The 25575-nt window shown below is 63.7% G+C and carries 18 protein-coding genes and 6 pseudogenes; 9 read left to right on the top strand and 15 right to left on the bottom strand.

Annotation, left to right across the window (positions count from 1 at the left end):
• Positions 1–16 precede the first annotated feature (16 nt).
• The 9 genes and pseudogenes from A3AG_RS0105235 to A3AG_RS34510 form a co-directional block, all read right to left on the bottom strand.
• Positions 17–1516, bottom strand: coding sequence for an aldehyde dehydrogenase family protein (locus A3AG_RS0105235; protein WP_018004410.1), 1500 nt, complete (start codon positions 1514–1516; stop codon positions 17–19).
• A gap of 42 nt (positions 1517–1558) precedes the next feature.
• Complete coding sequence (locus A3AG_RS0105230) at positions 1559–1984, bottom strand: c-type cytochrome (protein WP_018004409.1); 426 nt, start codon at positions 1982–1984, stop codon at positions 1559–1561.
• A gap of 1 nt (position 1985) precedes the next feature.
• Positions 1986–2435, bottom strand: a complete 450-nt coding sequence (locus A3AG_RS0105225; RefSeq protein ID WP_018004408.1) for a c-type cytochrome — start codon at positions 2433–2435, stop codon at positions 1986–1988.
• The gene (locus A3AG_RS0105220; RefSeq protein ID WP_018004407.1) at positions 2432–2947 is read right to left on the bottom strand and encodes a methylamine dehydrogenase light chain; all 516 of its coding nucleotides are present in this window, start codon (positions 2945–2947) and stop codon (positions 2432–2434) included. Before A3AG_RS0105220 ends, A3AG_RS0105225 begins: the two co-directional genes overlap by 4 nt.
• 18 nt (positions 2948–2965) lie before the next feature.
• A complete protein-coding gene (gene mauD, locus A3AG_RS0105215; RefSeq protein WP_026163963.1) occupies positions 2966–3553 on the bottom strand; it encodes a methylamine dehydrogenase accessory protein MauD in 588 nt (195 codons plus the stop codon).
• 38 nt (positions 3554–3591) lie between these two features.
• Entirely contained in the window at positions 3592–4137 is a 546-nt protein-coding gene (locus A3AG_RS0105210; protein ID WP_018004405.1) for a MauE/DoxX family redox-associated membrane protein, read from the bottom strand.
• Positions 4134–5354 carry an amine dehydrogenase large subunit gene (locus tag A3AG_RS0105205; RefSeq protein ID WP_240619794.1) on the bottom strand — a complete coding sequence of 407 codons (1221 nt, stop codon included), beginning with the start codon at positions 5352–5354 and terminating at the stop codon, positions 4134–4136. The genes A3AG_RS0105210 and A3AG_RS0105205 overlap by 4 nt, the downstream gene beginning before the upstream one ends.
• A 779-nt stretch (positions 5355–6133) precedes the next feature.
• Positions 6134–7327 (bottom strand): porin, encoded by a 1194-nt coding sequence (locus tag A3AG_RS0105195; protein ID WP_018004402.1) that lies wholly within the window; start codon positions 7325–7327, stop codon positions 6134–6136.
• A gap of 356 nt (positions 7328–7683) precedes the next feature.
• Positions 7684–8652 (bottom strand): annotated as a pseudogene (locus tag A3AG_RS34510) (amidase family protein).
• On the opposite strand from A3AG_RS34510, the pseudogene A3AG_RS33705 reads away from it, so the two are divergent.
• The 4 genes and pseudogenes from A3AG_RS33705 to A3AG_RS34505 form a co-directional block, all read left to right on the top strand.
• A pseudogene (locus A3AG_RS33705) lies at positions 8594–8833 on the top strand (amidase family protein); the annotation flags it as partial. The pseudogenes A3AG_RS34510 and A3AG_RS33705 overlap by 59 nt on opposite strands.
• 464 nt (positions 8834–9297) lie before the next feature.
• Positions 9298–10005 (top strand): helix-turn-helix transcriptional regulator, encoded by a 708-nt coding sequence (locus A3AG_RS0105185; RefSeq protein WP_018004400.1) that lies wholly within the window; start codon positions 9298–9300, stop codon positions 10003–10005.
• 184 nt (positions 10006–10189) lie between these two features.
• Positions 10190–10524, top strand: a pseudogene (locus tag A3AG_RS34755) (LysR family transcriptional regulator); the annotation flags it as partial.
• 4 nt (positions 10525–10528) lie between these two features.
• Positions 10529–10680 (top strand): annotated as a pseudogene (locus tag A3AG_RS34505) (FAD-binding protein); the annotation flags it as partial.
• Between the two features lie 22 nt (positions 10681–10702).
• Here the strand turns inward: A3AG_RS34505 and A3AG_RS0105175 are convergent.
• From A3AG_RS0105175 to A3AG_RS0105160, 4 genes are all read right to left on the bottom strand, one after another.
• Entirely contained in the window at positions 10703–11878 is a 1176-nt protein-coding gene (locus A3AG_RS0105175; protein WP_018004399.1) for a hypothetical protein, read from the bottom strand.
• Positions 11879–14626: 2748 nt separating this feature from the next.
• A complete protein-coding gene (locus A3AG_RS0105170; RefSeq protein ID WP_018004397.1) occupies positions 14627–15796 on the bottom strand; it encodes an extracellular catalytic domain type 1 short-chain-length polyhydroxyalkanoate depolymerase in 1170 nt (389 codons plus the stop codon).
• A gap of 79 nt (positions 15797–15875) precedes the next feature.
• Positions 15876–16277, bottom strand: a complete 402-nt coding sequence (locus A3AG_RS0105165) for a CopG family transcriptional regulator (protein WP_018004396.1) — start codon at positions 16275–16277, stop codon at positions 15876–15878.
• A gap of 434 nt (positions 16278–16711) precedes the next feature.
• A complete protein-coding gene (locus tag A3AG_RS0105160; protein WP_018004395.1) occupies positions 16712–17074 on the bottom strand; it encodes a CREC-EF hand family protein in 363 nt (120 codons plus the stop codon).
• 309 nt (positions 17075–17383) lie between these two features.
• Between A3AG_RS0105160 and A3AG_RS0105155 the strand changes: the two genes are divergently transcribed.
• The 5 genes and pseudogenes from A3AG_RS0105155 to A3AG_RS33170 all read left to right on the top strand — a co-directional run.
• Positions 17384–18547 carry a porin gene (locus A3AG_RS0105155; RefSeq protein WP_018004394.1) on the top strand — a complete coding sequence of 388 codons (1164 nt, stop codon included), beginning with the start codon at positions 17384–17386 and terminating at the stop codon, positions 18545–18547.
• 58 nt (positions 18548–18605) lie between these two features.
• Positions 18606–19028, top strand: a complete 423-nt coding sequence (locus A3AG_RS0105150; protein WP_147310021.1) for a hypothetical protein — start codon at positions 18606–18608, stop codon at positions 19026–19028.
• A gap of 37 nt (positions 19029–19065) precedes the next feature.
• Positions 19066–19983: a lysozyme inhibitor LprI family protein gene (locus A3AG_RS0105145; protein WP_026163959.1), complete on the top strand. Its 918-nt coding sequence runs from the start codon at positions 19066–19068 to the stop codon at positions 19981–19983.
• Between the two features lie 1141 nt (positions 19984–21124).
• Positions 21125–22466 (top strand): annotated as a pseudogene (locus A3AG_RS31390) (ISNCY family transposase).
• 201 nt (positions 22467–22667) lie between these two features.
• Positions 22668–23032: pseudogene (locus A3AG_RS33170) on the top strand (helix-turn-helix domain-containing protein); the annotation flags it as partial.
• 127 nt (positions 23033–23159) lie between these two features.
• Here the strand turns inward: A3AG_RS33170 and A3AG_RS33910 are convergent.
• Positions 23160–23462, bottom strand: a complete 303-nt coding sequence (locus A3AG_RS33910; protein ID WP_115678379.1) for a hypothetical protein — start codon at positions 23460–23462, stop codon at positions 23160–23162.
• 896 nt (positions 23463–24358) lie between these two features.
• Positions 24359–25339 (bottom strand): alpha/beta fold hydrolase, encoded by a 981-nt coding sequence (locus tag A3AG_RS0105130; RefSeq protein WP_081610689.1) that lies wholly within the window; start codon positions 25337–25339, stop codon positions 24359–24361.
• Positions 25340–25575: the final 236 nt, after the last annotated feature.

Raw genomic sequence — 25575 nt, 5'->3', positions numbered from 1 at the left:
GCGGCCGATCCGCGGCTCAGACCGCGATCATCACCGACTTGGTCTCGGTGTAGTGTTCGAACACGGCGCGGCCCATCTCCCGTCCGATCCCCGATTGCTTGAAGCCGCCGAACGGCATGGCGTTGTCGAGCAGGTTATGGCAGTTGACCCATACCGTGCCGGCCTTGATGCGCGGCACCAGCCGGTGCACGCGCGACAGGTCGTTCGACCACACCGATGCCGCCAGCCCGAACGGTGTGCCGTTGGCGCGGCCGACCACCTCGTCGATCTCGTCGTAGGGCAGGGCCACCACGACCGGCCCGAAGATTTCCTCCTGCACCACGCTGGCGCTGTCCGGCGCGCCGGCAAGCACGGTCGGACGGAAGAAGTGTCCGCGCGAAGTGTCCGCCGGGCCGCCGCATACGAGCGTCGCGCCGTCCTCCACGCCGGCCTGCACATAGCCGGCCACGCGCTGGCGCTGGCGTGCCGAGACCAGCGGCCCCATGGTGGTATCGGGCTCGATGCCCGCGCCCAGCCGGAAGCCGTTGGCGATGCCGGCGAGCGCCTCCACCGTGGCGTCGAAATGCCGGCGCGGCAGGTACAGCCGCGAACCCGCGGTGCAGACTTGCCCCTGGTTGAAGAAGATGGCCTGCGCCGCGCCGGCCGCGGCGGCCTCGGGCGACATGTCGTCGAGCATGATCACCGGCGACTTGCCGCCCAGTTCCAGCGTGACGCGCGCCAGCCGCTGCATGGCGGCGGTGCCGACCCGCTTGCCGACCTCGGTCGAGCCGGTGAAGGTTACCTTGTCGACGTCCGGGTGCGCCACCAGCGCCGCGCCGCAGTCCGCGCCGCCGCCCGTGACGATATTGACCACGCCGGCGGGATAGCCGGCTTCGACGATCAGCTCGCCCAGGCGCAGCGCGGACAGTGGCGTTTCCTCGGCCGGCTTGAGCACGACCGTGCAGCCGGACGCCAGCGCCGGACCGAGCTTCCACGCCGCCATCAGCAGCGGGAAGTTCCACGGGATGATGGCGCCGACCACGCCCACCGCCTCCTGGCGGGTGAAGGTGACGAACTCGCGCTCGCGCACCAGCGGCACCGACACGTCCAGGCTCTCGCCGTGCAGCTTGGTCGCCCAGCCGCCCATGTAGCGCAGGAAGCTGGCGGCGGTGGCCACGTCGACGGCGCGCGCCATGCTGGCCGGCTTGCCGTTGTCGAGCGCTTCGATCTGCGCCAGTTCGTCGGCATTGGCCTCGACCAGGTCGGCCAGGCGCAACAGCAGCCGTTCGCGATCGGACGGGCGCATCGCGGCCCACGGCCCCTGTGCGAAGGCATGGCGCGCGGCCTGCACGGCGGCGTCGATGTCGGCGGACTTGCCGGCAGGCACCTCGGCCAGCGGCGATTCGGTGGCGGGGTCTTCGCTGACGAAGACGGCGCCATCCGCCGCGGCAACCCACTGGCCGCCGATCAGCATGCGTTTGGGGCGTTGCAGGAAGGCGCGGGTAGCGGGCAGAAGCAGGTCGGTGCGGATGTTCATGGGTCTCCTCGTCGGATCGTTGTTTGTATGGCGGTTTCGGGTTCAGCGGCCTGGCAGGATCGCGGCGCGGTGCGCGGCGACATCGTCGAGCCGGTCGTTGCGGTAGCGGGTCACTTCCTGCGGCGTGTAAGGCGCCGCGTCGCGCTGCGCGGTCAGCGCGGGCAGCATCCAGTTCATCAGCTCGGCGATCTGGACGTCGGTCAGGTCCGAGCCGGACGTGCCGGGCACCTGCACCAGGTACGCGCGGCCCGCGGCGGAGCGCAGCAGCTGCGGCACGGTGAGGCGCATGTCGGGAATGCCGGCGGCGGGCTTGCCCGAGCCATCCGGCAGGTGGCAGCCCGAGCAGTGCAGCATGTAGCTGGCCTGGCCGCGCTGCAGCCTGCCCTCGGCATGCGCCGCTGCGGCAACCAGGCAGCAGGCCAGGGTAGCGGCGACTCGCGCGACGCGGCGCGGCGCGGCGCGGGCCATGTCAGCGTGCCTCGCGCAGCTTGCGCACGGCACCGGGGGTCTTGCGCTCGGCACGCGCCGCGGCCAGCGCCTCGGCGCCGCCGACGGACCCGGGCTGCCCGTTCTGCGCGTTGAGCCACGCCATCACCGCCAGCAGCGAGGTGTCCGGGAGCGCGGCAAAGGGCGGCATGACGCCGTTGAAGGACTGCCCCTGCGATTCGATGGGCCCTGCCAGTCCATGCACCAGCACGTTGGCGAGGTAGGCCTGGCCGGCCGGCCCGCGCAACCGCTCGCGCAGCGCATTGGCCAGCGGCGGCGCGACCCCGGCAATGCCGGACGCGTCGGCGTTGTGGCAAGCCGCGCAATTGGCGGCGAACAGGTCCTTGCCTTGCGCGGCAAGGTCGGCCGCGGCGGCGGGCAGGTTGGCCAGCAGTGCCGCACCCGCGGCGGCGATCAGCAGCGACGGCTTCATTCCTGAACTCCCAGAATGATCGAGGTGGTGCAGTGGAACATCGTGCTGGTGTTGCTCATGCACCAGTTGACGTCGTTGTGAACGCCGAGCTTGTAGCCCGGGCGCTCGCGCTCGTTGGTATTGCATTCGCAGCGGCCGCAGGTGGTTTTGCCGCAGCAGTCGTTGTAGCTGACCATGTAGTCCTTGCCGTCAGCGGGGTTGCGGCAGGTGCCGACCCACGACACTTTCGACGGTTCGGTGCCGGGCGGACACGTGGTCGAGGTGCCGCCGCAGCAAGAGCACAGGAAGCCGTCGACTGCGCAGTATTTCCAGTAGTCGCACGCGGTCTCGTCGGCCGGCTTGCCGGTGCGGGCGCCGTGCGCGGCGGCGGCATGGGCGCTGCGGTCGAAGGGAAGCACCGGCAGCACCATGCCGCCGACCATGGCCTTGCCCAGCGTGGACAGCACGCTGCGGCGGCCGACACGCTGCGCGGCCCGGCGCGCCTGGCGCTCGAAGAGGTTGTCGAACCACATCACACGTTCTCCTTGCGCTCAGGCGTGGGTTTCGAGGAACTGCTGGACCGACGCCACGTTCAGGTCCATGGCGGTGAACAGGCTTTCGAGCTGCTCGCGCGAATTGACCAGGCCCTTGGCGCGCAGCGTGCCTTGCCGGTCCAGCAGCACGCCATACGGCAGCTTGCCGATCTGCAGGTGCATGCCGAGCTCTTTCGACAGCACGTATTCGAATTCACCCAGGCCGGCCTGCTTCAGGAAGGCCAGATGCTCCGGCTGCTCGCCGTCAGACGCCAGGACGATGCGCAGCCAGCTGCGTTCGCTGGCGCGGATCGACTTCAGCACCGGAATCAGCTTCTTGCAGATCGGGCAGGTCGGCGACAGGAAGAACATCAGCGTGGCGTCGGCTTGCGGGCCGCCCACAGCGACCGCGCCGCCACGCACGTCCTGCAGTGCGAACGGCTGCAACGGCTGGCCCACGCGCGGGCCGGCGTCGATCACCAGCGCGCCCATCGGGGCCACGCGTTCATAGAGGATGCCGACCTGGCGGGCCAGCGCATACAGGCCGAACAGCAGCGCCAGCACGGCGATCCACAGCACGACATTGGCAATCACAAGAGCAGTCATTTCGGTCTCGGTCAGAAGGAAATCAGGGGATGGTGGGTTCAGCCGCGGGCCCGGGCCGCGTTGGCCAGCAATTGCGTGCTGCCCAGCCACATCAGCAGCAACGCCAGGGCGCAGAAGCCGGCGGCGGCAAAGTCAAGCGGTGCCAGCGCGCGCACCGGAGCGGCAGCGGCGGATGCGGCCGCTGCGCCCAGTACCGCGAGCAAGGCGGCATTGCGCCATGCCAGGCCGCCCGACAGCGGCACGTCCTCGGCATCGCAGCCGCAGCGGATATCGCGGCGGCCGCGCGCCAGGTTGATGCCGATGGCAGCGGTGGCCAGGCCGACGACGGCAAGGCCGGCGAGCGCCGAACTCGCGTGCAGCGGCCGTGCCACCAGCAACGCCGCCGCGCCCGCCTCGGCGGCAACGAAAGCCATGGCCGCGGCACGGCTCCACGCGGCGGGCACCAGCCGGTAGGCGTCGAAGGCCGCGTGGAAACGCTCGAAGTCGCGCAGCTTGGACAGCACCGACATCAGCAGCACCAGCGCCGCGGCGGCACTGCAGGCCGCGGTGACGAGCGGATCGGCAAGCAGCATGGCGGCGGTCATTGGTGGGCCTCCACCTGCACGGCGTTCTCGGTCACGTTGTCCAGCCGCGCCACCGGCTTCAGGCGTGCCGCGGGATCCAGCGCGACCACGCCGGCCTTCATCGCATCGAGCGCATACAGCGTTGGCCTGGCGCCTTGCGTAACGGTCAGTGCCAGCGCGTTCTGCCCCGGCGCGCGCGCGACGCGCTTCTGGCGGGCCAGGTCGATGGTCCAGATCTCCGCCGCGGGCGTCTTGTGGGAGCCCTCGCGGCTCCTCGGATGCATGCCGACATAGAGCCGCTGCGTGGCGGCGTGCAGCGCGAACAGCTGATAGCCGCCGGGCTTCCAGCCTCCGCGGGCGTCGGCGGCATCGACCATGGGCCAGGGCTTGCCGAAGGACGGCGCTTCGCCCGACAGGTCGGCGGTATAGACATTGCCGTTGAAGGACACGAAGTACAGCGTGTTGCCGATGCGCTCCGCATGCAGGAAGACCGGGTCTTCCTGCGGATCGAACATGCGCGCGCTGCGCTTCTGGCCGGCAGGCTGGCCGCTGGCATCATGCGTGACGGTCAGCATGGCGCCGTCGCTGCACAGCGAGTGAAAGCGCTGGCTCGACGCGGCGCTGGCAAAGATGCCCCAGCAACCCGGTGTCTGGACCTCGGACGCAAGCTTGTTCTCTTTCAGGTCGACGATGCTGACCGAGGTCGCCGGCGTGGCATTCTGCACATACAGGAAACGGCCATCCGCGGACGTGGCGATAATGCCCCGGTAGTTGAGCGACTGCGCGTGGCGCGGCGGGATCACGATCTCGCTGCGGTAGGCCAGCGTGTCGGCGTCGTACAGGCTGACCACGTCGGTCCGTTCGCCGCGCGACAGGCGCGGGTAGAAGGTAGACACCACATAGATGGTGCGCTTGTCCGGCGACAGCAGCGACTGTCCGCCGAAGCCGGTCGGCACCAGCCCGAGGTACTTCATCTGCTTGCCGTCGACCACGTGCAGGCGGCCGTCCACCATGTGGCGGAACGCGACGTCGGAGATGTAGAGGCGGTTTTCATCGGCCGGCGCCAGCCTGGCCATGGTCAACGTCTCGGGCGGCAGTTCGGCCGCGGCGCTGCCCGCGCCAAGCGCGACCGCTGCGAGCGATATGACAAGGCACCCTGCGCGTAGCGCCGGGGTGGCCGAACGTGGAAGCTGCCGCGCCGGGTTGGTGCGGCGTGCGTTCCTGCTTGGGTGCGTCACGACTGTCTCCTGTGGGAAGCGGGATGGAGGCAGTCTATGAAGCGTCGGGGCCGGAGCGTTAGCCGGAATCGGCAACCGGCGTACCGGGAAATCTACTGAGTCGGGGCGTACGTGCGACGGGCCGGCGGTGGCGAGCGGGGCCAGGGTAGGCATTGTTGGCGCCCGTGCGGCCTGATCGGGCCTCGCGGCCGCCGCCATGGGTATCCGATTTTGGCAATCGTGCGGCGCTCGCGGCGCCTGGACACCCACTTGCTAAAGTCAGGCGGCCTTCGCCGATGGCCTCCAAGCAGCCACGAATTCATCGCGCACACTCGCAAATGGCTGGACCTAGGGCGACCCAGGATCGCAGCCGTCCCCCTGTTCCCCGCAGTAGCGTTCGCGCATGCAGCACATGGCGCCCCTTCCAATGGTGCTGGAACGGGCTGGGCGATTCAGGTCCATATCGGCATTCGTGACTACGACAGGATCTGTAATCCTCGATAGATCGCGGACCTCAATCGTCTACTCGGCAATGATGTATAAGGTGCCTTCGTTCTGTTCGTGGAGGCACGGGGGATTTGGGTTCGACGCCGATCTGAGGGAGAAAGACAACCTGATGAGGCTTACGGATAGGAGACGTGTGGCTTCGTTTAGCCGATGACGGGGAGGGGCAGGGCGACATACCGGACTGGCTGCGGCGGGCGGTCAATGTGGGGCAGTCGGTGGAGTTTTACCGGCTCACGCGGAAGTCCGTGACAGGCGCCGGGTAGCTGCACCGGGGATGAAAGGCGCTGTGATGCTCAGAACGTGTGGCGCAGCCCTAAACCGACACCCGCCATCGTCTTCTGGCCATTACCGAGTGCATAACTGCTGCCAAGATAGAGAGAGCTTATGAAAGAGGCAGCCGGACCAGATTCCATCATCAAACCGGCATTCCTTGCGTAAGCGGTTGTCAGGTAAAGAGAGGTGCGTTTCGAAAGTGCGTAGTCCGCGCGCAGCGCAAGCTGCCAGGGATTGGGGCGGCTGGTATCCCCCAGGAAGTTCTTGAGATCCTGATAGTTGTAGGCAACTGCCAGGTCCCAGGCAGGAGCAACGTGGCAAACCGCACCGAGGGAGTACAGATCATCCCGCTGCAACACGTGACCGTCGGCGCTCTTGTTTTCGCCCCACCGGTAGCTTCCCATCACAGTGACCGGACCGATCGCATAACTTGCTGCAACCGCTGCCCTCTTGAAGGCGCCAGTTCCGACCGTGCCACCAGTGGTGCCGGTGGAGGGATTGAACTGGTCATACGCAACGGATAAGCCTAGCTTTCCGGCGAAGTAGTTAAATCCCGCGCCGTAACCCGTGTCGCGACGAAACTGCCCGGCGACTTCACCATCACCACCTACCGCTATGCCGTTGAGGTCTGCCGGGGGAACGGCTACCCCGGTACCGAATGACCAGTGAGCCATGGCTGTCAATGGACCGAACGTGCCACTGTACGCGACAGTATTGTCCTCGCGAAGGTTAGGACCAACCATCGCCAGAACCGGATCGTACTGGGGCGCGAACGCCATTGGCGTAAAGTTCGCCAGGGCTAGCATGAGCGACGTATATTGCCGTCCAAAGGTGAGGCGGCCGTAATTCGCGCTCTGTACCCCCAAGAACGCCTGGCGATCAAACATTCGCCCTGGCATCGCCATGGTGCTGTTATCAAGGTTGAAGCCGCTTTCAAGCGCAAAGATGACTTTCAGGCCATTGCGGATTTCCTCTTCACCACGTATCCCCCAGCGGGAACCCGCAACACCGCCCGAGTTAATGCGATAAGCGCTGTTGGACGGCCCTGGATTGAAATGGTTTGCAGCCGTTGGTATTTTCCCGACATGGTTGACATACTCAATGTTGAGATCCACCACGCCGTAAAGGGTCACGCTCGACTGCGCCCAGCAAGCCGCGGAGAACTGGGCCATGACAGCCAGTGCGGCCATGGACGGAATCACCGTACTTTTCATCCTTGTCGCCTCTCGCTGCTTTTTTTTAAAAAAAGCAGTGCTTATTATCTGCCTAAGAGCTTGATATTCCGACGTGCATTTGTGCTGGCGTGCATCGCCCGATAATTTCCAACCGTCGGGAAATGAAGGGTAGTGCCCTGGTTCCCTTAGCAGCTTATCGACCCAAAGATTCGCGTTTGGGTAGGCGATCGGTACGTGGTACGAAGCGTGCCGGCGGAGGACTTCATGTTTGGCCAACAGCGAGGGATCGGCCCTGCGGTGGAGCTACCGGGCCGATTGATCGAGCAGGCGGGATTGGCACGCGGGGACAGTCACGCGAAGCGGTCATGATCCCCGTGCGCGTGGCGCAGCCGCTGCTACAGCATCGCCGCTGCGTGCAGCCCGGGGCGCCGCGCGGCCCACGGCATCGCCTGCTCGAGCTGTGCGGCCAACTGCAGCAAGGTGGCTTCGTCACCCATCGGCGCGGCGCAATGCACGCCGAGCGGCAGATCGCCCGCCATCGCCAACGGCAGGGAGATTGCGGGCTGGCCGGTGAAGTTGAAGAGCGCTGGGTAGGGGACGTATGCGAACAAGTGGTCGAAGTAACTCTGCGCGTCGAGTGACGGATCGTCTTGGTTAAAGTAGCCCAGCGGCGCGGTGGGTGTACGCAAGGTGGGCGTGATCAGGATGTCGTAGCGCGCGAAGAAGGGTGCGACGGAGCGCGACACGGCGTTCATTTGCGCCATTGCCAGTTCCACATCGAGCGCGCTAAGCCGCAGTCCGTGCTCTACCGTGGCGCGGGTGCAAGCCTGCACTTCGGCCAGGGCCTTGTCCAGCGACATCTGCCGCATCTGCGCCAGCCCAACCAGGCCGGCGGCCAGGAAGGTCGACCATAGCGTGCGCGTGGCCGAGAGGAAGGCCTCGTGTGCGTACGACGGGGTGGCCCATTCCACTGCATGCCCAAGTCCGGCCAGCGTGCGTGCAGAGGCCTCGACCGCATCAGTTTGACGCGCCGCTGGCGCATGACGCGCAGGGTGCCTTCGCCGGCGTTCCCTTCCTGATCAAGGACGTGGTGCTGCACGCCGAGGGCGTGCGCAGCGAGATCGGTAGCCATCTGGCTGCCGGCATCGCATCGCATCGAGCGCGGCAGCGGCATCGCGCACGCTGCGGCACACCACGCCTTCGATGCCCAGGCCCATCAGTGGCTGGCCGTAGTCAGGACCGGCGCTGACGCGGCCGCGGCTGGGCTTGAGGCCGACCAGGCCGCAGGCGGCAGCCGGGACACGGATCGTTGCGCCAGCCGACAGTGCGCTGATGAGGCGTTTTCGCCGCGCCGGCTTCGCCACGATGGGACGCACCCACACGCCTGAGTTCGGCTTCAGTGCCACCACCGAGAGCGCGTTTGGCGGCGCCACCCGCAACCCATGGAACCCGGCGCATAGCGCGGGGGGCTCCAGTGGCGGCGCAGCCGCTGCAGTGGCGGCCGGCATCGTGCCGATCGCACATGCCAACGATGGTGGTGGCTCGGATGGCCTGCGCATAGGGCTGCGGGGGCGCCGCCATCAGGAAGGGGTCGCCGGGCTCCGGTCCCTGCCAGTCGCCGCCGCGGCAGCTGCGGATCGCGGTGGCCACGCAGTTTCCCGGCGCCGAGCCGGCGGAGCGGCCCTGCATCATTTCGATGATGGCATTGATGCGCGGGTTAAGCGCGGCCGCGGCTTCGCGTGCGCATTGCTGTGCCTCAGCGGCGCTGATCTCCTTCCGTCGGATGCGTTCAGCCAGTGCGGTCGCGTCGTGGCTGCTGTACTCGGCCAGGTTCGTTCATTTGAACGACTGTTCCCGCAAGGCGTCGCGGCCTAGGCTACGCAGCATTCCCACAACGACACAACACGGAGACACCCATCATGACAGCGCACCGAGCTGCTCGGCCGAGATACGGGACGGGGACAAATCGGTGTGCGATGCCATGCGGAACCTCCTGACGCGATCCTAACATGCACAACACGCAGACGCCCTCATCGCTGCTGGAGCTCTACGCGTTGGCGGCCGACGCCGAGGTGCGGAGAGCAGGCGATCGGTTGCTGGGTTGGCTAGCCGGCCATATTTGCTTCGACGCCGCGTGGTTCGGCCGTTCGACACTGGAGGCCGGACTGCTCGCGCCGCACGATAGCCACATCCGCGGCCTGGATCCCGATTTCGTAGCCGACTGGCGCCGCGTGCGCCATGTCGACCCGGTGGCGCCTGCGGCGATGCGGCGCCCCGGCTGTGGCATCGCAATGAAGATAGACGAACTCCCGCTGTCCTCGTTGCGGGCTTTCGGCGAGGACCACCGCATCGGTGGTGTTCTGGGGGTGGTGCTGCACACATCCGCGTCGCCATGGTGGACTCACCTGGCCCTGTACCGCCGCGAGCCCGCGGCCTACTGCGCGCGCGACCAGGCGCTGCTGGAATTGCTAACGCCGCATGCGTCGGCGCTCGACCTGCGGCGCCCCAAGGACGCTGCGCTGGCGTTGCTCAGCCCGCGCGAGGCCGAGGTTGCGCGCCTTTTCGGCATGGGCCAGAGTTACAAGGCAGTGGCGCGAGCGCTGGGCAGCTCGCCAGCCACCGTGCGCCACCATCTGCGGCAGGCCTACGCCAAGCTCGGTATTACAAGCAAGGTGCAGATGGCACGGCTGGTATGCGGCCAGGCCACCGAAGCCTGAACGCGCCTCCATCGGGCTCCGGGTTCGCAATGCGGTCGCGGATGCGAGCCAGGCAACCCGGGTGATGATTTGCTGGGAACCGCTTCGCAGGCGAGGTTGGAGACGAACCAATGTGCCGGGCGAGCGCGCGATTCGTCCCACATGGGACCTATACCTTCGGTACGTTCCAATCACGTTATCGAATATGACGCCTTCTCGTCTTCGAGTCGCTTCTCTCGATGGGCTGTTGGCATTCGAGGCCGCGGCCCGCTACGGCACGTTCGAGCGCGCCGCCGAAGCCCTCTGCGTCACCGGCAGTGCGGTCGCCAAGCGGGTGGCCGCGGTCGAGCAGATGCTTGGCGTTTCAACTGGTGGACAGAGGCGGAAGGACGCTGTGCTCCCGACGCCGGCAAGGCCTATCTCCAGCAGGTGATCGGCCCGCTTCGCATGCTGGCGGCGGTACCCTTGCATCGACCCCGCGACCGGCGCAGGCAGCGATTGCGCGTTTGCTCGCCGCCGACCTTTGCGCGGCAGATCATCGCCCCTGGTGCTTGCCTATCGGATCGGCGCGCGGCTGCGCGAGCTGGATTCGTTCCAATACCATCCCACCGCATTGCCTACCCGCCGCATCTGGCGGGCGGCCTGATATCGGAAGCTGCCCGTTCGGCCGGCGCAATGCTGATCAATGGCGAGGGATGAATGGCAGGTTGCGGCATGATCATTCGATCAGCCCGCGGGCGGCCTGCCTGACGTCGGGCGAGGAGAAGCGGAAGACGGCGCGATCCAGCAAGTAGTGGATGAAGCCTGTCGCGAAGCCCAGTGCCAGCAGCGCCGGCGCGTAAGGCGAGGAGCGCAGCCAGCGCGCCGCCTCGCCGAAGATGCGATCGGCGTAGGCGTATTCGTCGGTCACGGCTTCCACCTCTAGCACGGGTAGCAGCAAGGTGGAGATGACGGCGAGGACGAGCAGCACTGCCCAGCCGCGTCGATTGATGGGTGCGAGCAGTTGCTGCCAATGTGTGCCGGGCGCCTGAGCCCTACCGGAAGCTGCGAGCGAGGTGAGTCCCATTGCCGCGCTCCAATGTTGTACGCTCCACAGCACGATGAACAGGAACGGGTCGCGCGCGAGGAAGGCGAAGAGCACCATGGACGAGACGCTGACGATGTAGGCCACGCGCGGCAACGATGCACGCTGCGAGCGCAGTTCGACGTATAGCATCAGGCCAGTCAGGATCATGACGAAGGCAATGCCGCCATCGTGCAGTGTGCGCGCGAACACGTCCGACCAGCCCACCCCCAGCAACGGGTCGACCCAGCGATCCTGGAAGGCTATCAATCCAGCCAAGGCGTCTGCCAGCACAACCAAGCCGCCGCCCACGACGAGCGCGAACCACCGGTCAAGCCGTCGCGTGACCGCGTCGGATGCTCGTCCCGCGCGCGAGCGGTAGAGGCTAAGTAGCCCAAAATGCTGCGCGGCGAAATGGTGACTCACCAGCAGGTAGTCCAGCACGGCCAGCCAGACCACGCGCTCAGTCACCGGGATCGGCAGCACCCTCTCAGGCGCCAGAAGCAGGGCGAAGCAGGCCACGGCGATGGTCAACGGGGCCACTACGAAGCGTAGCCGCTGAGTCGTGAGCAGAGGACGGTAGGCCGGGGTTGCGTAGGCCAACCAGGCCGACGAGACGCGGTGGCCGAACCATAGAGGGACCGCAAAGGCAAAAAACAGTCCGTCCACAGGGCTGGCGCGCACGTCGTCATGGCCCCAGGCCAGCAGAAGGACCAGGGGGGCTAACCACAGCGCATTCAGTACCCAAACCAGGTCCCAAGCCGGGTTCTTGATCCAGCGCATGGTGGGATTTCTGGCTGCGCCGCTGCCGCGCAACTGGCCATTGGCCATGGAGGAACTCCAGGAAGTTGCTTGCGAGTGGTGGTTTCAGCATATGCGCATAAGGATCCGGAGGACAAACACTTTCCTGTCTCCGGGCGACGCTCGCAGGCCGACTTCGAAATGGCGGCTCTATAAAGTTCTCGTGCAGTAGTGCCAGTTCAGCAGCCAGTTCAGGGTTCGGAACGCCGTCATTTCCTCACAGATCGAACGGCAGTTCATCGGCCAATTCGCTCATCATCGGAAATACAACGGCTCAAACGGCCGACAAGCGCCGCCCCCAAAATGAAGCCGGGCAGGTTGCGATGAAAATGAATTGTGCATCACTTTAAACCTGATTCTTCGCGAGCGGTCTATCAAGGGTAATGGTATGACGCCAATCCGTCGGGCCTGAACAACCTGCCGGCGGAATGGCCGAAGAAGTATGCGAAATACGTGGACGGCGATTAGGGACCGCGATCACCAAGGCCCTGCCGGAACTGAGGACGACGGAAATGACCGCTCGTTCCGGAACACGACTTTGAATTCCAGGCGCAATGCAACTGCTTGCTCGCCTCTTCAAACGATGGCGCCAAAGTGGGAGGCGCCGAGGCCAAGCGCAAAGTCATCGTTGGACGACACGTACCCAAGGGCACATCCGCGATTGGCGGCAGCACCTGTTGTGACTTCCGCCAACAACTTTTCACTCAGGCGCCTGGCTCGGCTCGTGCATTGCAACACGTTCGGTACTGCCGCGTGGTTCGACTCGTGAGGCTTGCGGCTTTGGGATGCTGCTACGTCGCTCATGTTGCTAGCGGTAAATGGGGCAGCATTCCGACCTGGTCAGGAACGTTGCAACGACGGCATTCGACGGACTCAACGGTTCCGCCAACACAAGCCGTATTGAGTCCATCCATCTATCAGGCTCAGTCGACATGCCGCTGCAGCCGTATGCCATAGCGCTTAGACGCAAGCTCCGGCGCATGGCCGGTGTGCAATGCAAAAGCACATCAAGGCCGGCTCTTTGGCGCTGAAGCAGGGCTGCTTTGCGTTGCAGCTGCAGATGCCCCTTCGCCGCCGGCATGCCCCTTATTGTTGTCAAGCTTGCCATTCGCCCTTTTGGCACTTTCGCCGGAGGCACCTCCCGCAGCTTGACTCGGCCTCTCCGCACGCTTGCCAGTGTCCGTCCCAGGCGTTGGGGGAGAGCCGTAGCGCCCTCCCTGTGCCCAAGCCGCGACGGTTAGCGAGAGGGTGGCAAGTAGGGCTAGGGATTTCATTGCCGTCTCCAAAGCTTCATTTGGTCATGTCGCTCTCGGCTCATTGCCGATTGCGACTGGAAGTCCGATGATGAGCGTGAAGATCATGGCACCTTAGCAGTTCTGCGGTCCTCCGCGTCGCAGTCTCGGGAAACTTGCTCGGCGAGTTCAGAAACGCTGTGGATCATCAGAACCGCGGCCTCTGTCATCGCTGTATCGACACCTGTGACAATGGATGCGTAGCGACGTGCATAGGTAACAAGCTGCTCATGGGACTGTCAGACATCGTGATTGGTTGGTTGATGAAAACTTCTTCAACACCCTTATTTGATATGTGGCTAGCTACGGCCGTGGTTGTGCGTCTATATTAGGTCGCGAAATGCGACAGCGATGTCAGGAAACTCCTATTTTCACGAATAGAAAACGAAGAGCGTTGGCACCGTCCAGCGGGAAGGGCGCGCGTGGCGTGGCCCAGTACTGGCCGAGGGGGAGGGGCGCGATTGTCTTTGGCATGCTTATCAGGCCCGGTGTGGTGTTACGGGAGCGCAGTGTAACCCTCGTTACTGCGAAACCAAGGGCGGGGTCAATTTTGCAATGGGCGTAGCTACGGTACGTGGCACCTTTGTGTAGTCTTGCCACCAAATCATCTCCAGTCCAGTGCGAAGTTCCATGGCACGATACCTTCGATTTGCGGCCCTGACTTTCGGCGTTGGCGGCCTCATCGTGGTCGCCGCCATCGTTTCCCGGCAAGTATATCTACGGAGTGCCGCAGCGGCTGGCGTGTCCAACGCTGATGAAGAAGCGGCGAGATTGATGTTGATCCGCTGCGAGTCAATGCATGACCGTCTGCAGAATCGGCACGGCTCTGCAAGAGATGGCGATGAGTTGCCTCCCGCTCGCTGTAGGGAGTTGTGAGCGTGGCGAGCGCAGATCCTGCAGTGTGCGGGCGCCCCGCTGCGCGGAGACGGCATCGCGGCCGCTGTACGCGTGATTGCCGCTGATCTCACGTCCGGCGCGCTGGGCGCATGGAACGGGTGGCGGCCTGGGTCGACTGGCGGCCGGAGCGGCATGCGCCAACGCCGACAAATGCCACAGCGCAGCATGAGCAACTCTAGCCCAGGAACAAGACCGCACGCCCGGCTACACCGACATCACCATCAGCATGGTGGACTTCGAGCAGGCGTTTTTTGTCCTGAGATCTTGCGGTGCTAATACCGCAAGATCGCATCCCTAAGCGAGAAGGGCCGGACTTGTGGGCGCGCTACAGGTTAGCAGGGGCATGTTCGATGCGTGCCGGGACAGCTCGGAGCGGGCCGATTTTTCCAACCGTCGTACTGCTCGTGAGACAGGATGACGGCATTGGGCGCGTCACGGCGCGTGATTAACAGCGTCGTGATCGTTTATGGCTTGGTCGATGACCGCCTTGAGGTTATTGCCGGCATCGGAGAAATGCACGAATGCCGGCCGACTGACGCCGGTTCAGGTACAGGCCGGCCGGGCAACCGGCGCGCTGGCTTGCGCCGGCTCAGCCCGGCAGCGGATTGGCGAGAAAGAACCGCAGCATTTCCGCACTGGCATCCGGCCCCTTCGGATCGGTATAGCTGCCCTGGGGGCTACCGCCCGCCCAGGCGTGCCCGGCGCCATGGATGACCCAGTATTCAACATTGACGCCAGCGGGCGTGGTGATCCTTTGCCGCGTGTAGTCATGGCCGCCGGCGACGTTCCTGCGTTCGGTCAGCTGGCGCGCGTGATCGCTCCTGAACGGCGCAACAAGACGGTCGCCGTTCGACGGATGCACCGTATGGTCCGCATCGCCGTGGAACACGATGAGAGGCCGCGCGGTGGAGGCAGACGGCACCGCGCCTGACCTTGACCGGCCTAGCCCCTTGCCGCCCTTCATCGCGCCCAGCGCCGAGGGCAGGTCATGCGCGGACCCGGCGGGCAGGCCGGAATGCACGCCGGCCGCCGCAAACAACTCCGGATAGCGCTGGATCAGCACCGCGGCCATCGCGCCGCCTGCGGACAGGCCGGCAACATAGACGCGCCTTGCGTCGATGCCGTGGCTGGCGATCACCTCGCGCACCATGCCGGCAATGATCGACGGTTCTCCCTTGCCGGCCTGCTGGTCGCCGGGCCGGAACCAGTTCCAGCATTTCGACGGATTGTCCGCGGTGGCCTGGACCGGATACAGCACCACGAAGCCAAGCATGTCGGCAAGGGTGTTCATCTGGGTGCCGGCCGCGAAATCGTCGGCATCCTGCGTGCAACCGTGCAGCATCACGACCAACGGCATCGGCTCGGCCCGACGGCCAGCGGGCACGTAAAGCTTGTACGCGCGGGATCCCGCCCGGTTCACGAACGTGTGCTGGCTGAAATGTCCGACCTCCTGCCGGGACGCTTGCCTGCCGTCCGGGCGTAGCGATTGAGTGCCGCGCGCGGATGCCGGGGAGGTTGCGTTGTCGGCGCTGCCGGGGGCATTGGCCGGGCGGGCCTGCACGCGGGCATCGGTGAGCAGGCGTTCGACCACCTGTGCGGGCATGGGAGCGGAGGGGGACGCCGGAGCGACCGCCGCGCCCATCGACGCTTGCTCGCGCAGTGCACGCTGGATAGCCTCGGTGGCCTCGAGCGGGCCCGCGGTCTGCAGCAAGTGCATGGCTTCTCGCATCGAAGCGAGGAAGGCATCATTCATTCTCATATTTGTTTCCAGGCAAACCTGGCGAGCCAGGGCGCGGCGGCATTGCCGCGTTACTACCGCGCGTTACTAGTGCGCGTTACTACCGTATTCGCCCGGCGAGCGCAGCCTTGACTGCCGCGGGGGCATGAAAGGCGCCGAGCACCACAATCGATTCAATCGTTGCCAGGGCCAGTTCCGGGCTGACATCCGAGGCGATGCTCGCCAGTCCGAGGACATGGATGTCGAGCTTCTCGTTGGCCGCGCGCGCGACCTCCAGGTCGCGGCGGGTGAAATGCTGGAGCCCTAGGACAAGGGCCCGGCGCGTCACCGTTTCCTGTATGGCCTGGGCGTGCGTGGCCAACTGGTTGCGAATGGCGGTCCGGATCAGGTCGGTCCGATTCGAATAAAAGCCTTCTTCCACCAGCAGGTCGATCTGCCCCAGGTCCACCGGGCCGAGGTTGATCGTGATTTTTTCCGTGTCACCGGGCTTTGGTTTGCTCATCGGTTTTGTTATTGCCAAGAATCTGCGTCGATGTGATCGTTTGGAGTCAAACCTTCCGTATGACATCCACACACCATCCATCTGGATGGTGAATTTATAGACGCTGAGGGAAAGCAGGTCAAGGGGAAGCTTCGCAACAGGGAGATTTGGAAGCGCTGTGTGCCACCGCACACGGACGCGTGAGTGGTCACAGCATTATTCTTGCGCGGTGAACGTCAGCCGGGGGTGGCTGCGGTCATTTCGCGTCCGCAGGCAGGGGAAGCGATGATTCGCGGCGGGGCGCGAAGAAGGGAATTGCTGGAAGGGATAATTCTGCGTGGTCTCGCGAACCTGATCGTATCGACCCGATGCTTGCGGGACCACTGGGGCGGGAGACACGGCTCGGATTCTCCCGCTCCGCCCATTTATGATGGGGCAACGAATTCGCAGCGCCTTCAGTTCCAGATCGGATCTTCCTTCTGCATCTGGTCCTTGGTTTTCTTCGTCCAGTAGGCACCGATCTGGCGCTCGGTGACGTAACCCTGTTTCTTTACGTCGATCTTGTCGAAGTTTTCGTAGACTTTTGGCATGCCCGCCTGCGCTTCGTCACGAGTCAGCTTGCCATTATGGTTGGCATCGGCGGCCTTGAAGCGCTCCGCGATAAATGCCTTGGCCTGCGCCGTAGTCGGGGGCGCTGCCGGAACGTCGGATGGCGCCGCCGCCGGTTGGGATCCCTTGGGCGTCTGGGCGGCCGCGCCTATGGAAGTCAGTGCCATCAGGACTGCGAAACCAAATGCGGGCAATTTGCATGCGGACATGTCGCTCTCCTCGATACGTTATGTGTGTTTGGATTTCAGACACGAAAACGACTGCTGATCAAACTCCGGTGAGCCTTCGCTCACCAGCATTCTAGGCGCTACATACGGAGAGCGCTTCGCTGGCGACTGTTGCGACCTGCCGACACTGTTTTGCGTTTCGAGCGCTTCCCGTCACCGGTTGTTGGCGGCGAACGCGCTACGCTCCTATGCTCGAACAGGTTGCTGCCTGGCAGACATGCTGTAAGGCCAGCCATGCAACGAACGAAGCCCTGGTTGAACCACCAAAAAAAAGAAAAGAGGAGAGCGGGCATGGCACTGAAAGGAATGACCTTGGCATCACTGCTGGGATGGCCGCTGGCAGCCGTTGCGCAGTCAAGCGTCACGTTGTACGGCGTGATCGACGCCAACGTGGAATACGTCAACCATGCGGGTGTGGTGCCGACGGCCGCCAACGGCTTTAATCCGGGACCGGGCAATGATGTTTTCCGGCTGACTTCGGGAGGGCTTTCCGGCTCCCGCTGGGGTTTGCGCGGCAACGAGGACCTGGGGGGCGGCCTCAAGGCTCTGTTCGTGCTGGAAAGCGGCTTCGGCATCGACAATGGCTTGTCGCAGCAAAGCGGCCGTCTGTTCGGCCGGCAGGCATACGTGGGCATCCAAAGCGACCGCTTTGGCCAGGTCAGCCTTGGCCGGCAATACACCTCGATGTTCGAGGCGCTGGCCAATTTCTCTCCGACCGCCTATGCCACGCAGTACGAGCCCGTCGTCATGCAATCCGGCCCCAACTACCGCGCGGACAACACCGTCAAGTACTCAGGCAAGTTCGGCGGACTGACGGCGATTGCGCACTGGTCCTTCGGCGTCGGGGTGGCCTTGCCCGCCTCGGTAGGCTTCCCCATTCCGATCGGCGGCAATGGCGAAGTCCCGGGGCAGTTCCGGCGCGACACCGCCTATGGCGGGGCGCTGGCTTACACGTTCGGCCCGTTCGCCGCGACAGCCGGCTATGACCAGTGGAATCCCACCATCGGCACCGGCACCGGCACCGTCAAGAAGGCCGTGGTAGGCGCCAGCTATGCCTTCGGCCCGGCGAAGATCATGGGCGGCTACCGTTGGGGCCAGAACAGGAATGCGGCCGATGCGCTGATCCAGCGCGATGACTTCTACTGGATTGGCGCCAATTACCAGGTCACGCCGGCGCTGGCACTCACGCTCGAGTACAACTACGACAACCTCAAGAACCTTTACGGCAACACGAGCGTGGCCAATCCGTGGCAGGTCTCCTTCGTGGCCGATTACTCGCTGTCCAAGCGTACCGACGTCTACGTGACCACTGCCTATGCCAAGAACGCCGGGCTGATGCTCGATTCGCTGGCGACCGTCTTTGCCAACAGCCTGTCGCTGGGTAACAGCTATGTCCTGGGCAACGGGCAGAGCAACATGTTCGGCGTTGCCTTGGGAGTCCGGCACAAGTTCTGAGCCGCCTCGCAATCATCGCCCTGTGTATTCATTGCATTGAAGCCTTCCGGAGGGCCACGTGCTAATCCAGAGAAAAATCCTTTCTTCCTGCGTGATGACGATGCTGGTTTGCGCATGTTCAAGCACGCCCGTACCGGCGAGCAAGGCAGCGCCAACACCTTCGGAGAGACTTAGCGGATTGCAAACGCCGCCACCTGGCGAGTTTGCCACGCTGGTCGTGACCCGCGATGAGGGCTTTTACGGCAGCGCCTGCGATACCGTGCTGTCGGTTGACGGCAAGGAAGTGGGCCGGCTCAGATCCGGGGAGGTCGCCCGGTTCTACGCCAAACCGGGAGCGATCATTCTTGGCGCCCAGACTTCGGCAATGTGCCTCGGTGGCTTGAAGGAGCGGGAGGTAAGGCTTCCCCCGGCTTCGACGGTCCGTTATCGCATTTCCATCGATTCGAGTGGCGGCCTGGATCTGTCCCCGACCGCATTCTGACGGCAAGGTCATTGCCTCGCCGGGCGGACTCGCACCCGTGGCGCCGTTTTGGCTTCAGCGCCTCGATGCGGCGCGAAGCCTGAGACAACGGGGGGTGATGTTGTGGCTTGGTTTCACGGTGCTCCTTTATCCCGGCGCGTTGCTCGGGATGGACTTCAAGATCTACCACCAGCCGCAAACCAATCTGAGAATGGTGATCGGGGAGGGCACCATTCAGGACGGAGATGCAAGGAAGTTCCAGGCGATCGCCCGGCTGGCCGACCGCGATAAGGAGGGGCTCGTCATCCTTGTCCTGAACAGTCCAGGCGGAAATGTCGAGGCCGCTTTCCGGGTTGTCGACGCCATGGACAAGGTTCGCGTCTATACGGCCGTTCCGGACAACGCCAGGTGCGCGTCCGCTTGTGCCTCGATCCTGTTCGCTTCAGGCGAGCGCCGCAGCGTCGTTGGCACTGGCATGCTCGGCTTTCACAGCTGCTACCGGCGCGGCGGTGGCCAGAGATACGCCGCGGACTCGCTGTGCAACGAGATCATCGCCGCAAACGCAATGCAAAGGGGAGTCAGCCATGCAGCCATCAATCGCTTCGTCAAGCAATATGGTGCGCGAGACATGGCATGGGTCGGGCGCGAGGTCGCCTGCAAGTCATTGGAAGGCCTGTGCCGGCCAGGCCTGCTCGAAGGCCGGTACGATACCAAGGCTGCGCTGATGCACAGCTACGACTGCAGCAAGCTCATATCCGTTCAGGCGCAACTTATTTGCGGGGACACAGAGCTTGCCCGGGTCGATAAGACACTGGCAGGAATCTATGATCAGAAGCTACAAGCATCGGCCGACAAGAAGCGCTTACGGGAGGATCAGCGCGCATGGCTGCGTAATTCCCGCAACAAGTGTAGCGATAAGGCTTGCCTGCTACAAAGCTATCGTCTGCGCATCGATGAACTGAAGCGGATCCGATAGTGGCATGCCGAACCTGCCAGAAAGACAGGCCGGCTTTTCTCCATACCGTCGGGCCGGCTCAAACCGCAGAGAGGCCGCCGACTTGCTGCGCGGCTCCCGCTGACGGCGGCCCCGTGACAATCGAGCGCAGCGCCGGCTGAGCGGGTTTCAGCGATGCCGGATCCGGCACCGGACGGCGCAACGCCGGCGATGACTGCTCCGATCGGGTTGGTAATAAACGGTACCCAGGGTGGCGTTCAGCACGCGCGCCTCCCATACTAGAATTGGTGCTCTCTCTTGGATCGGGGGCTCAGGCCCGCGCGAGTGCGCCCGAGCTGGGCAAGCGGGAAGGGCGCCCAAACCGCTAAGGAGCCACAGCCAGATGAAAGCGCTACGCGTGCTTCTGGGCATATCGATGGCGGCCGGATTTGCGCCTTACGCCGGAGCTGTCGGTTGCCAATACGATATGCAGTGCAAAGGGGAGCGCATCTGCGAGAACAGTCAGTGTGTTTCTCCCGGCACACAGGACCGGATCGTCGATCCAGGCATCAAGCCTCCTGCGGCCCCAAAGAGCATCCCTAAATCTGAACAGCCCACCCGGATTTCCCCGGCAACAAGAAACGTTCCGCCGCCCGTGCCGCCTCCCAAGGCTGCGCAAATGACGAAAAGCGTTCCAGCCCCTGAGCACGCTATGCCGGCTGAGCGATCCGCCTTGGCTCCCCCCGCAGTGGTGAATTCCCCGGCGCCTGCGACGGAATTCCGTTTCTGCTGCACCAAGGTCGGTAAATTCCCCATCGACCCGGAAGCGAGCGGGGACGGCCCCCTCAAGCCAGGCGATACCTGTCATGGGATAACCAGCTACGGAACGCCGCTCCCTGGTACGCCCTGCAATTAGAGCGTTCGCGCCCAGTGCAGAAAAAACGCCTGTTGGATGCAAGCGTTTCGAAGCGAGAGGTGCTGGACTTGCAGCCCGTCCGGGCGTGCCTGGATTGCTCCGAGCGCCTTCTGTAGCGCCAGCCAAAGACGCCCACGATTTGACATAATATACATTATGCGAAACGCACATGTAGCAGCTAAGCGGTAATGTCCGGTTCTGGCTAAGTTCAAATGTCCGAGTTTGGCTGGCGTAAGCTTGGCGGCTTCCAGCGCGCGGGAGCCCGTCATGCCAGCAGGAGCCATTACCATGACGATGCGGCAGATCGACCGGCTCAAGGTCGTTCAAGCGCTGGCAGACGGCCATCTCAAGACCGGGATTGCCGCATCCAGGCTGGGACTAACGCCCATCGTCACCAGGGTCAGCCAGCCAACAACCGGACACCACCAGGCCTTGCAGCGCGGGTGCTCGGGCTGATCCGCGACAACTATGCCGACTTCGGCCCGACGCTGGCCGCCGAGAANCTGCGCGAGCGNCATGGCATCGATCTGGCCAAGGAGACGGTGCGCCGGCTCATGATCGACGCCGGCTTCTGGGTGCCGCGTAAGCAGCGTCCGCCCAAGGTGCACCAGCCGAGGAACCGCCGCGCCTGCCTGGGCGAGCTGGTGCAGATCGACGGATCCGACCACGCGTGGTTCGAGGACCGGGCGCCGGCGTGCACGTTGCTGGTCTTTGTCGATGACGCCACCAGCCGGCTGATGGCATTGCGCTTCGTGCCGACTGAATCCGCTTTTGCGTATTTCGAGGCGACACGGGCTTACCTTGAGTGCCACGGCAAGCCGATCGCGTTCTATAGCGACAAGGCCAGTGTGTTCCGGGTCAACCGGCCCAATGCCACCGGCGGCGACGGCTACACCCAGTTCGGGCGCGCGCTGTACGAGCTCAATATCGACAGCCTGTGCGCCAATTCGAGCCCGGCCAAGGGCCGCATCGAGCGGATGAACGGCACGCTGCAGGACCGGCTGGTTAAGGAGCTGCGGCTGCGCGGGATCTCGTCTCAGGCCGACGCCAACGCCTTCGTGGCGGTCTTTGTGGCGGACTTCAACGGCCGCTTTGCCAAAACGCCCAGGAGCGATTTTAACGCGCATCGCCCAGTGCGAGCCGATGAGGACCTCGCGCGGATCTTCACCTGGCGCGAATGGCGCAAGGTGTCGGCCAGCCTCACGCTACAGTACGACAAGACGCTATACCTGCTGGCAGACCAGCCCGAGCATCGCGCTGTGATTCACCGCTACATCGAGGTCGCCGAATATCCGAACGGGCGGATTGAGCTATGGGCCGATGGCGCTTCCCTGCCCTACACCACCTATGACCGTCTGGCCGAAATCGACCAGGGCGCGATCGTCGACAACAAGCGGCTCGGTCACGTCTGCGCGTGGCACAGGAGATGCAGGCCAAGCGCGATAGCCGGCGCAGCGCCGGCGCACCCGCCCGGACCACTGCCGGCACGCCACCGCGGCCTAGCAAGGCAGCACCGGGCAAAAAACCTCAGAGACAGCTCAGCCCCGCAGACCTGCAGGCGGCCATCGAAAAGACCTTCAATGCACCACTGCCTTACGGGAAACTATAGAAAGACAAAGACCGAACCTCAACACCAACACCCTCCAAATCGGACATTTCAGCTTAGCTGAGCCTCGGACATTTGAATTTAGCCTAGACAGCACATGTTGGGGTTTATTAGTAATGTCACCTTTGGGATGATTAGAGATGTCGCCTCATGCTGCGGCCCCGTATTCTCACCGTTCGGCGGTGGATGCTACGGGAGGCAGCCATGCACGACCAGGGATTGGTGACCATGAGCATGCGCGAAGTTGACCGCATGAAGGTGATCCAGGCAGTGGCCGATGGCCATTTGGCGCGCTGGGGAGCGGCCGAGCGCCTGGGCATCAGCGCTAGGCACGTCAGGCGGCTTGTTCTGCGACTGTTGGAGGACGGGCCCAGCGGATTAGTTTCTCGCAAGCGTGGTCGCCCGAGTAACCGGCAATTACCGCCGGCCTGGAATCCCGGGTGCGTGACCTGGTCCGCGATTCCTACGCCGACTTCGGCCCGACCCTGGCGGCCGAGAAGCTGCGCGAAGCACACGGGCTCACTGTGGCGAAGGAAACGGTCCGACGGCTGATGATGGCTGCCGGCTTACCGCGCTGCTGTTCTTTGCGGTGGCACCGGACAGTTATCCGTATAGCGGGAGTAGCTACCCGGACAACGGCCTCAGGACCTCGTGCGGCCTGCTCTGGCTGTTGCCGTGAGCGCACGCGCTGACGTACTACATCTTCGGCTTTGCGTGATGGAAAAAGGTATCGTTGACGCTGCTGAGACTGGCGTTCGCGGTGGTCGCCATGCCGTTGCAGATGGCGCTGAATCTGTACATCCTTTCAAGCTGTTCGTTGCTGATGATGCCGTTGCTGTCCTTCGTACTCGGACCGACCGTGATGATCGCCGGGTGCATTGGGCTGTACGGGTGGGCCATGAGCTGGAACCGTGCGGGCGAGTAGGCGGCGTAGTGCTTCGACGCCCTCCCCTCCCCGGTCTCTCCGGCAATGTCAGTATTTTTCAGAAGTCGTCGCATTGCTTCCGCACTTTGTCAGCCCCGGGGTCCACAGACTGCGGAACCCCCGGCAGACTGCACGGCCAACTGAAATGGCCGTGGCGCGACGCGTTTTGGAATCGTCTTGAACATCATGAAATACCGGCAAGGCTTGTTCCCAAGGCGGACGGGGCCGTGAAGAATAAGTTGGTCATGGCCAGCACAAGCACGGTCTTTCTCATATCCACCCATGAACATCCGACGCGGCCTCGAAACCGACGCCTCCATCCTCACAGCCATAGCGTTCCAGGCCAAGGCGCACCGGCCCATACACCGCGGCCCAACTCGATGCATGGCGCGAAGGTCTTACGGTCTCTGCCGCATATGTCGCGCAAACCTTCACCTTCGTTGCGGAAATCAATGGAAGGATCGCTGGGTTCTATACAGTCCGCGCGACGGACGCGATGTCGGGCTGGCCGCTTGAGCATCTGTGGATTGTGCCGGACTGCATGGGCCGGGGCATCGGCCCGGACACTGCAGCGGCATGCGTCTGGCCTGGCCGCTGCCACGGGCGTGAAAGAGCTCACGATCGATGCCGAACCGTTCTATATGCTTGTGGCGCACGGCGTATCGGTGTCATCGATGCGCCTCTGGATAAAAATCCTTCGCGCCAACGGCCGCAAATGCTGCTGGCCACGTCCTTGGTCTGAGACAGAACCCCAAGCGGGTTGATGGTGGCTCCGGGGCTATGGCGGAACTGACAAGCACGGGCTCTCCTCAAGCCGTAATGCTGCCGCTATGCACGGGTGATCCTCTTTTACCGCCGAATTATTGCCCGCGACGCCGGTTTTTCGCCCTCTATCTCGTCCGCGACACCCATCGAGATTCAGACGATATTCATTTCCCTTTCCTTGCTTGTACGGCCGGAAGAGCTTTGCCTATTCCGCTTCCAACGCAGTGCGCACCTCTGAAATCGTGGCGGACTTGTCCTGCAAATGCGGGTAATGGCCAATGCCGGGCAGCAGCTTCAGTGCCAGTCGAGCGCGGCTTGCCAGTTCCTCGCCCATCTCCTTGCGAATGTAGATGTCCTTCTCACCCCAGATCACCGTAACGGGCGTCTTCAAATTGGCGAGATTCGCTTCGAAATAGTCTTGGTCTCGTGTGAACAGCGCGTAATACTGGTAAAACGCATCGGCAGAAGTCAGCGCACCGTTTTGCCATCCACGGGCCATGTCGGCCTTGAACGCCGGCGAGACTTCATAGTGTGAGGATGCGGGGAGGCCGCGCGTGAATGCGTTCTGCAGGATTTCGTCGCGCGTCCGGTTCAACGCCGCATGCACTGCATCGGCGGTGGCGGGATCCTTCAGACCTTGCAGTCGCTCCTGCATGAACTGCGGACGATTGAATGGGGCGAAATCGCCAACAATGATCCGCTTGGCGATGGCTGGGTCGTTGATGGCTGCTATTAGCGCTGGCAGCGCCCCAATATCGGTTGCGTAGATCACCAGTCGTTTCTTGTCGATCCCGGTCGCCGAAATGTAGTCCGCCAGCACCTTGGCATAGTCCCGCGGTGCATAGGAAAATCTTTCCACGGCGGGTCTAGATGATTCGCCATAGCCCGGCCAGTCAAATGCATGGACCTCGTAGTCCTGGCCCAGGGACGATGCCACGTCTTTCCACGCATAAAGCGTTTCAGGAAATCCGTGCAAAAACAAAACCGTACCCTTGTGGCGCGCATTGTGCACAACAAGCCGCCTCACCTTGATGTCCGGATTGACCTGCACGCAACCGATCTCGGGTGTCGAGTCCGGCGTTGCCGCGTGAGCGTTGCCTGTGAGGAGTGTGGCTGCCAGTGCGGCTGTAGAAGCCGTAGCACCTACCAATCGAAGCGCGCTGCGAACTGTGGTTTTCGTCGTCATGTTTCCCTCCATTTCCCTGACCGCAAGTACCCGAACCAACGCGGCGGGCGTCTGTTGCATATGCAGCATTGAAGAACGGCTTTGTATCTGCACTGTAGTGAATGGCGAGCCCAAATGTATGCGTTTGTATCTGCAGCGGTCATCGACACGTTGGCATCCAAACTGTCCCACAGCGCGCAGTTCGAAGTGTGCTGAAATGCAACGCATATCGGCAGGCTGGCCGCCGAATGGTTGCA

Origin of the sequence: Cupriavidus neocaledonicus (genome assembly GCF_000372525.1) — a bacterium.
Classification (GTDB): Bacteria; Pseudomonadota; Gammaproteobacteria; order Burkholderiales; family Burkholderiaceae; genus Cupriavidus; species Cupriavidus neocaledonicus.
Note: the sequence above shows the minus strand (reverse complement) of the source record. Positions and strands in the feature narration are given on the sequence as shown.

What these genes read in the sequence shown, in the direction of transcription:
- A3AG_RS0105235 (WP_018004410.1), bottom strand. Translation starts at nt 1,516, where the DNA reads ATGAACATCCGCACCGACCTGCTTCTGCCCGCTACCCGCGCCTTCCTG.
- A3AG_RS0105230 (WP_018004409.1), bottom strand. Translation starts at nt 1,984, where the DNA reads ATGGCCCGCGCCGCGCCGCGCCGCGTCGCGCGAGTCGCCGCTACCCTG.
- A3AG_RS0105225 (WP_018004408.1), bottom strand. Translation starts at nt 2,435, where the DNA reads ATGAAGCCGTCGCTGCTGATCGCCGCCGCGGGTGCGGCACTGCTGGCC.
- A3AG_RS0105220 (WP_018004407.1), bottom strand. Translation starts at nt 2,947, where the DNA reads ATGTGGTTCGACAACCTCTTCGAGCGCCAGGCGCGCCGGGCCGCGCAG.
- mauD (WP_026163963.1), bottom strand. Translation starts at nt 3,553, where the DNA reads ATGACTGCTCTTGTGATTGCCAATGTCGTGCTGTGGATCGCCGTGCTG.
- A3AG_RS0105210 (WP_018004405.1), bottom strand. Translation starts at nt 4,137, where the DNA reads ATGACCGCCGCCATGCTGCTTGCCGATCCGCTCGTCACCGCGGCCTGC.
- A3AG_RS0105195 (WP_018004402.1), bottom strand. Translation starts at nt 7,327, where the DNA reads ATGAAAAGTACGGTGATTCCGTCCATGGCCGCACTGGCTGTCATGGCC.
- A3AG_RS0105185 (WP_018004400.1), top strand. Translation starts at nt 9,298, where the DNA reads ATGCACAACACGCAGACGCCCTCATCGCTGCTGGAGCTCTACGCGTTG.
- A3AG_RS0105175 (WP_018004399.1), bottom strand. Translation starts at nt 11,878, where the DNA reads ATGGCCAATGGCCAGTTGCGCGGCAGCGGCGCAGCCAGAAATCCCACC.
- A3AG_RS0105170 (WP_018004397.1), bottom strand. Translation starts at nt 15,796, where the DNA reads ATGAGAATGAATGATGCCTTCCTCGCTTCGATGCGAGAAGCCATGCAC.
- A3AG_RS0105165 (WP_018004396.1), bottom strand. Translation starts at nt 16,277, where the DNA reads ATGAGCAAACCAAAGCCCGGTGACACGGAAAAAATCACGATCAACCTC.
- A3AG_RS0105160 (WP_018004395.1), bottom strand. Translation starts at nt 17,074, where the DNA reads ATGTCCGCATGCAAATTGCCCGCATTTGGTTTCGCAGTCCTGATGGCA.
- A3AG_RS0105155 (WP_018004394.1), top strand. Translation starts at nt 17,384, where the DNA reads ATGGCACTGAAAGGAATGACCTTGGCATCACTGCTGGGATGGCCGCTG.
- A3AG_RS33910 (WP_115678379.1), bottom strand. Translation starts at nt 23,462, where the DNA reads ATGCGACGACTTCTGAAAAATACTGACATTGCCGGAGAGACCGGGGAG.
- A3AG_RS0105130 (WP_081610689.1), bottom strand. Translation starts at nt 25,339, where the DNA reads ATGACGACGAAAACCACAGTTCGCAGCGCGCTTCGATTGGTAGGTGCT.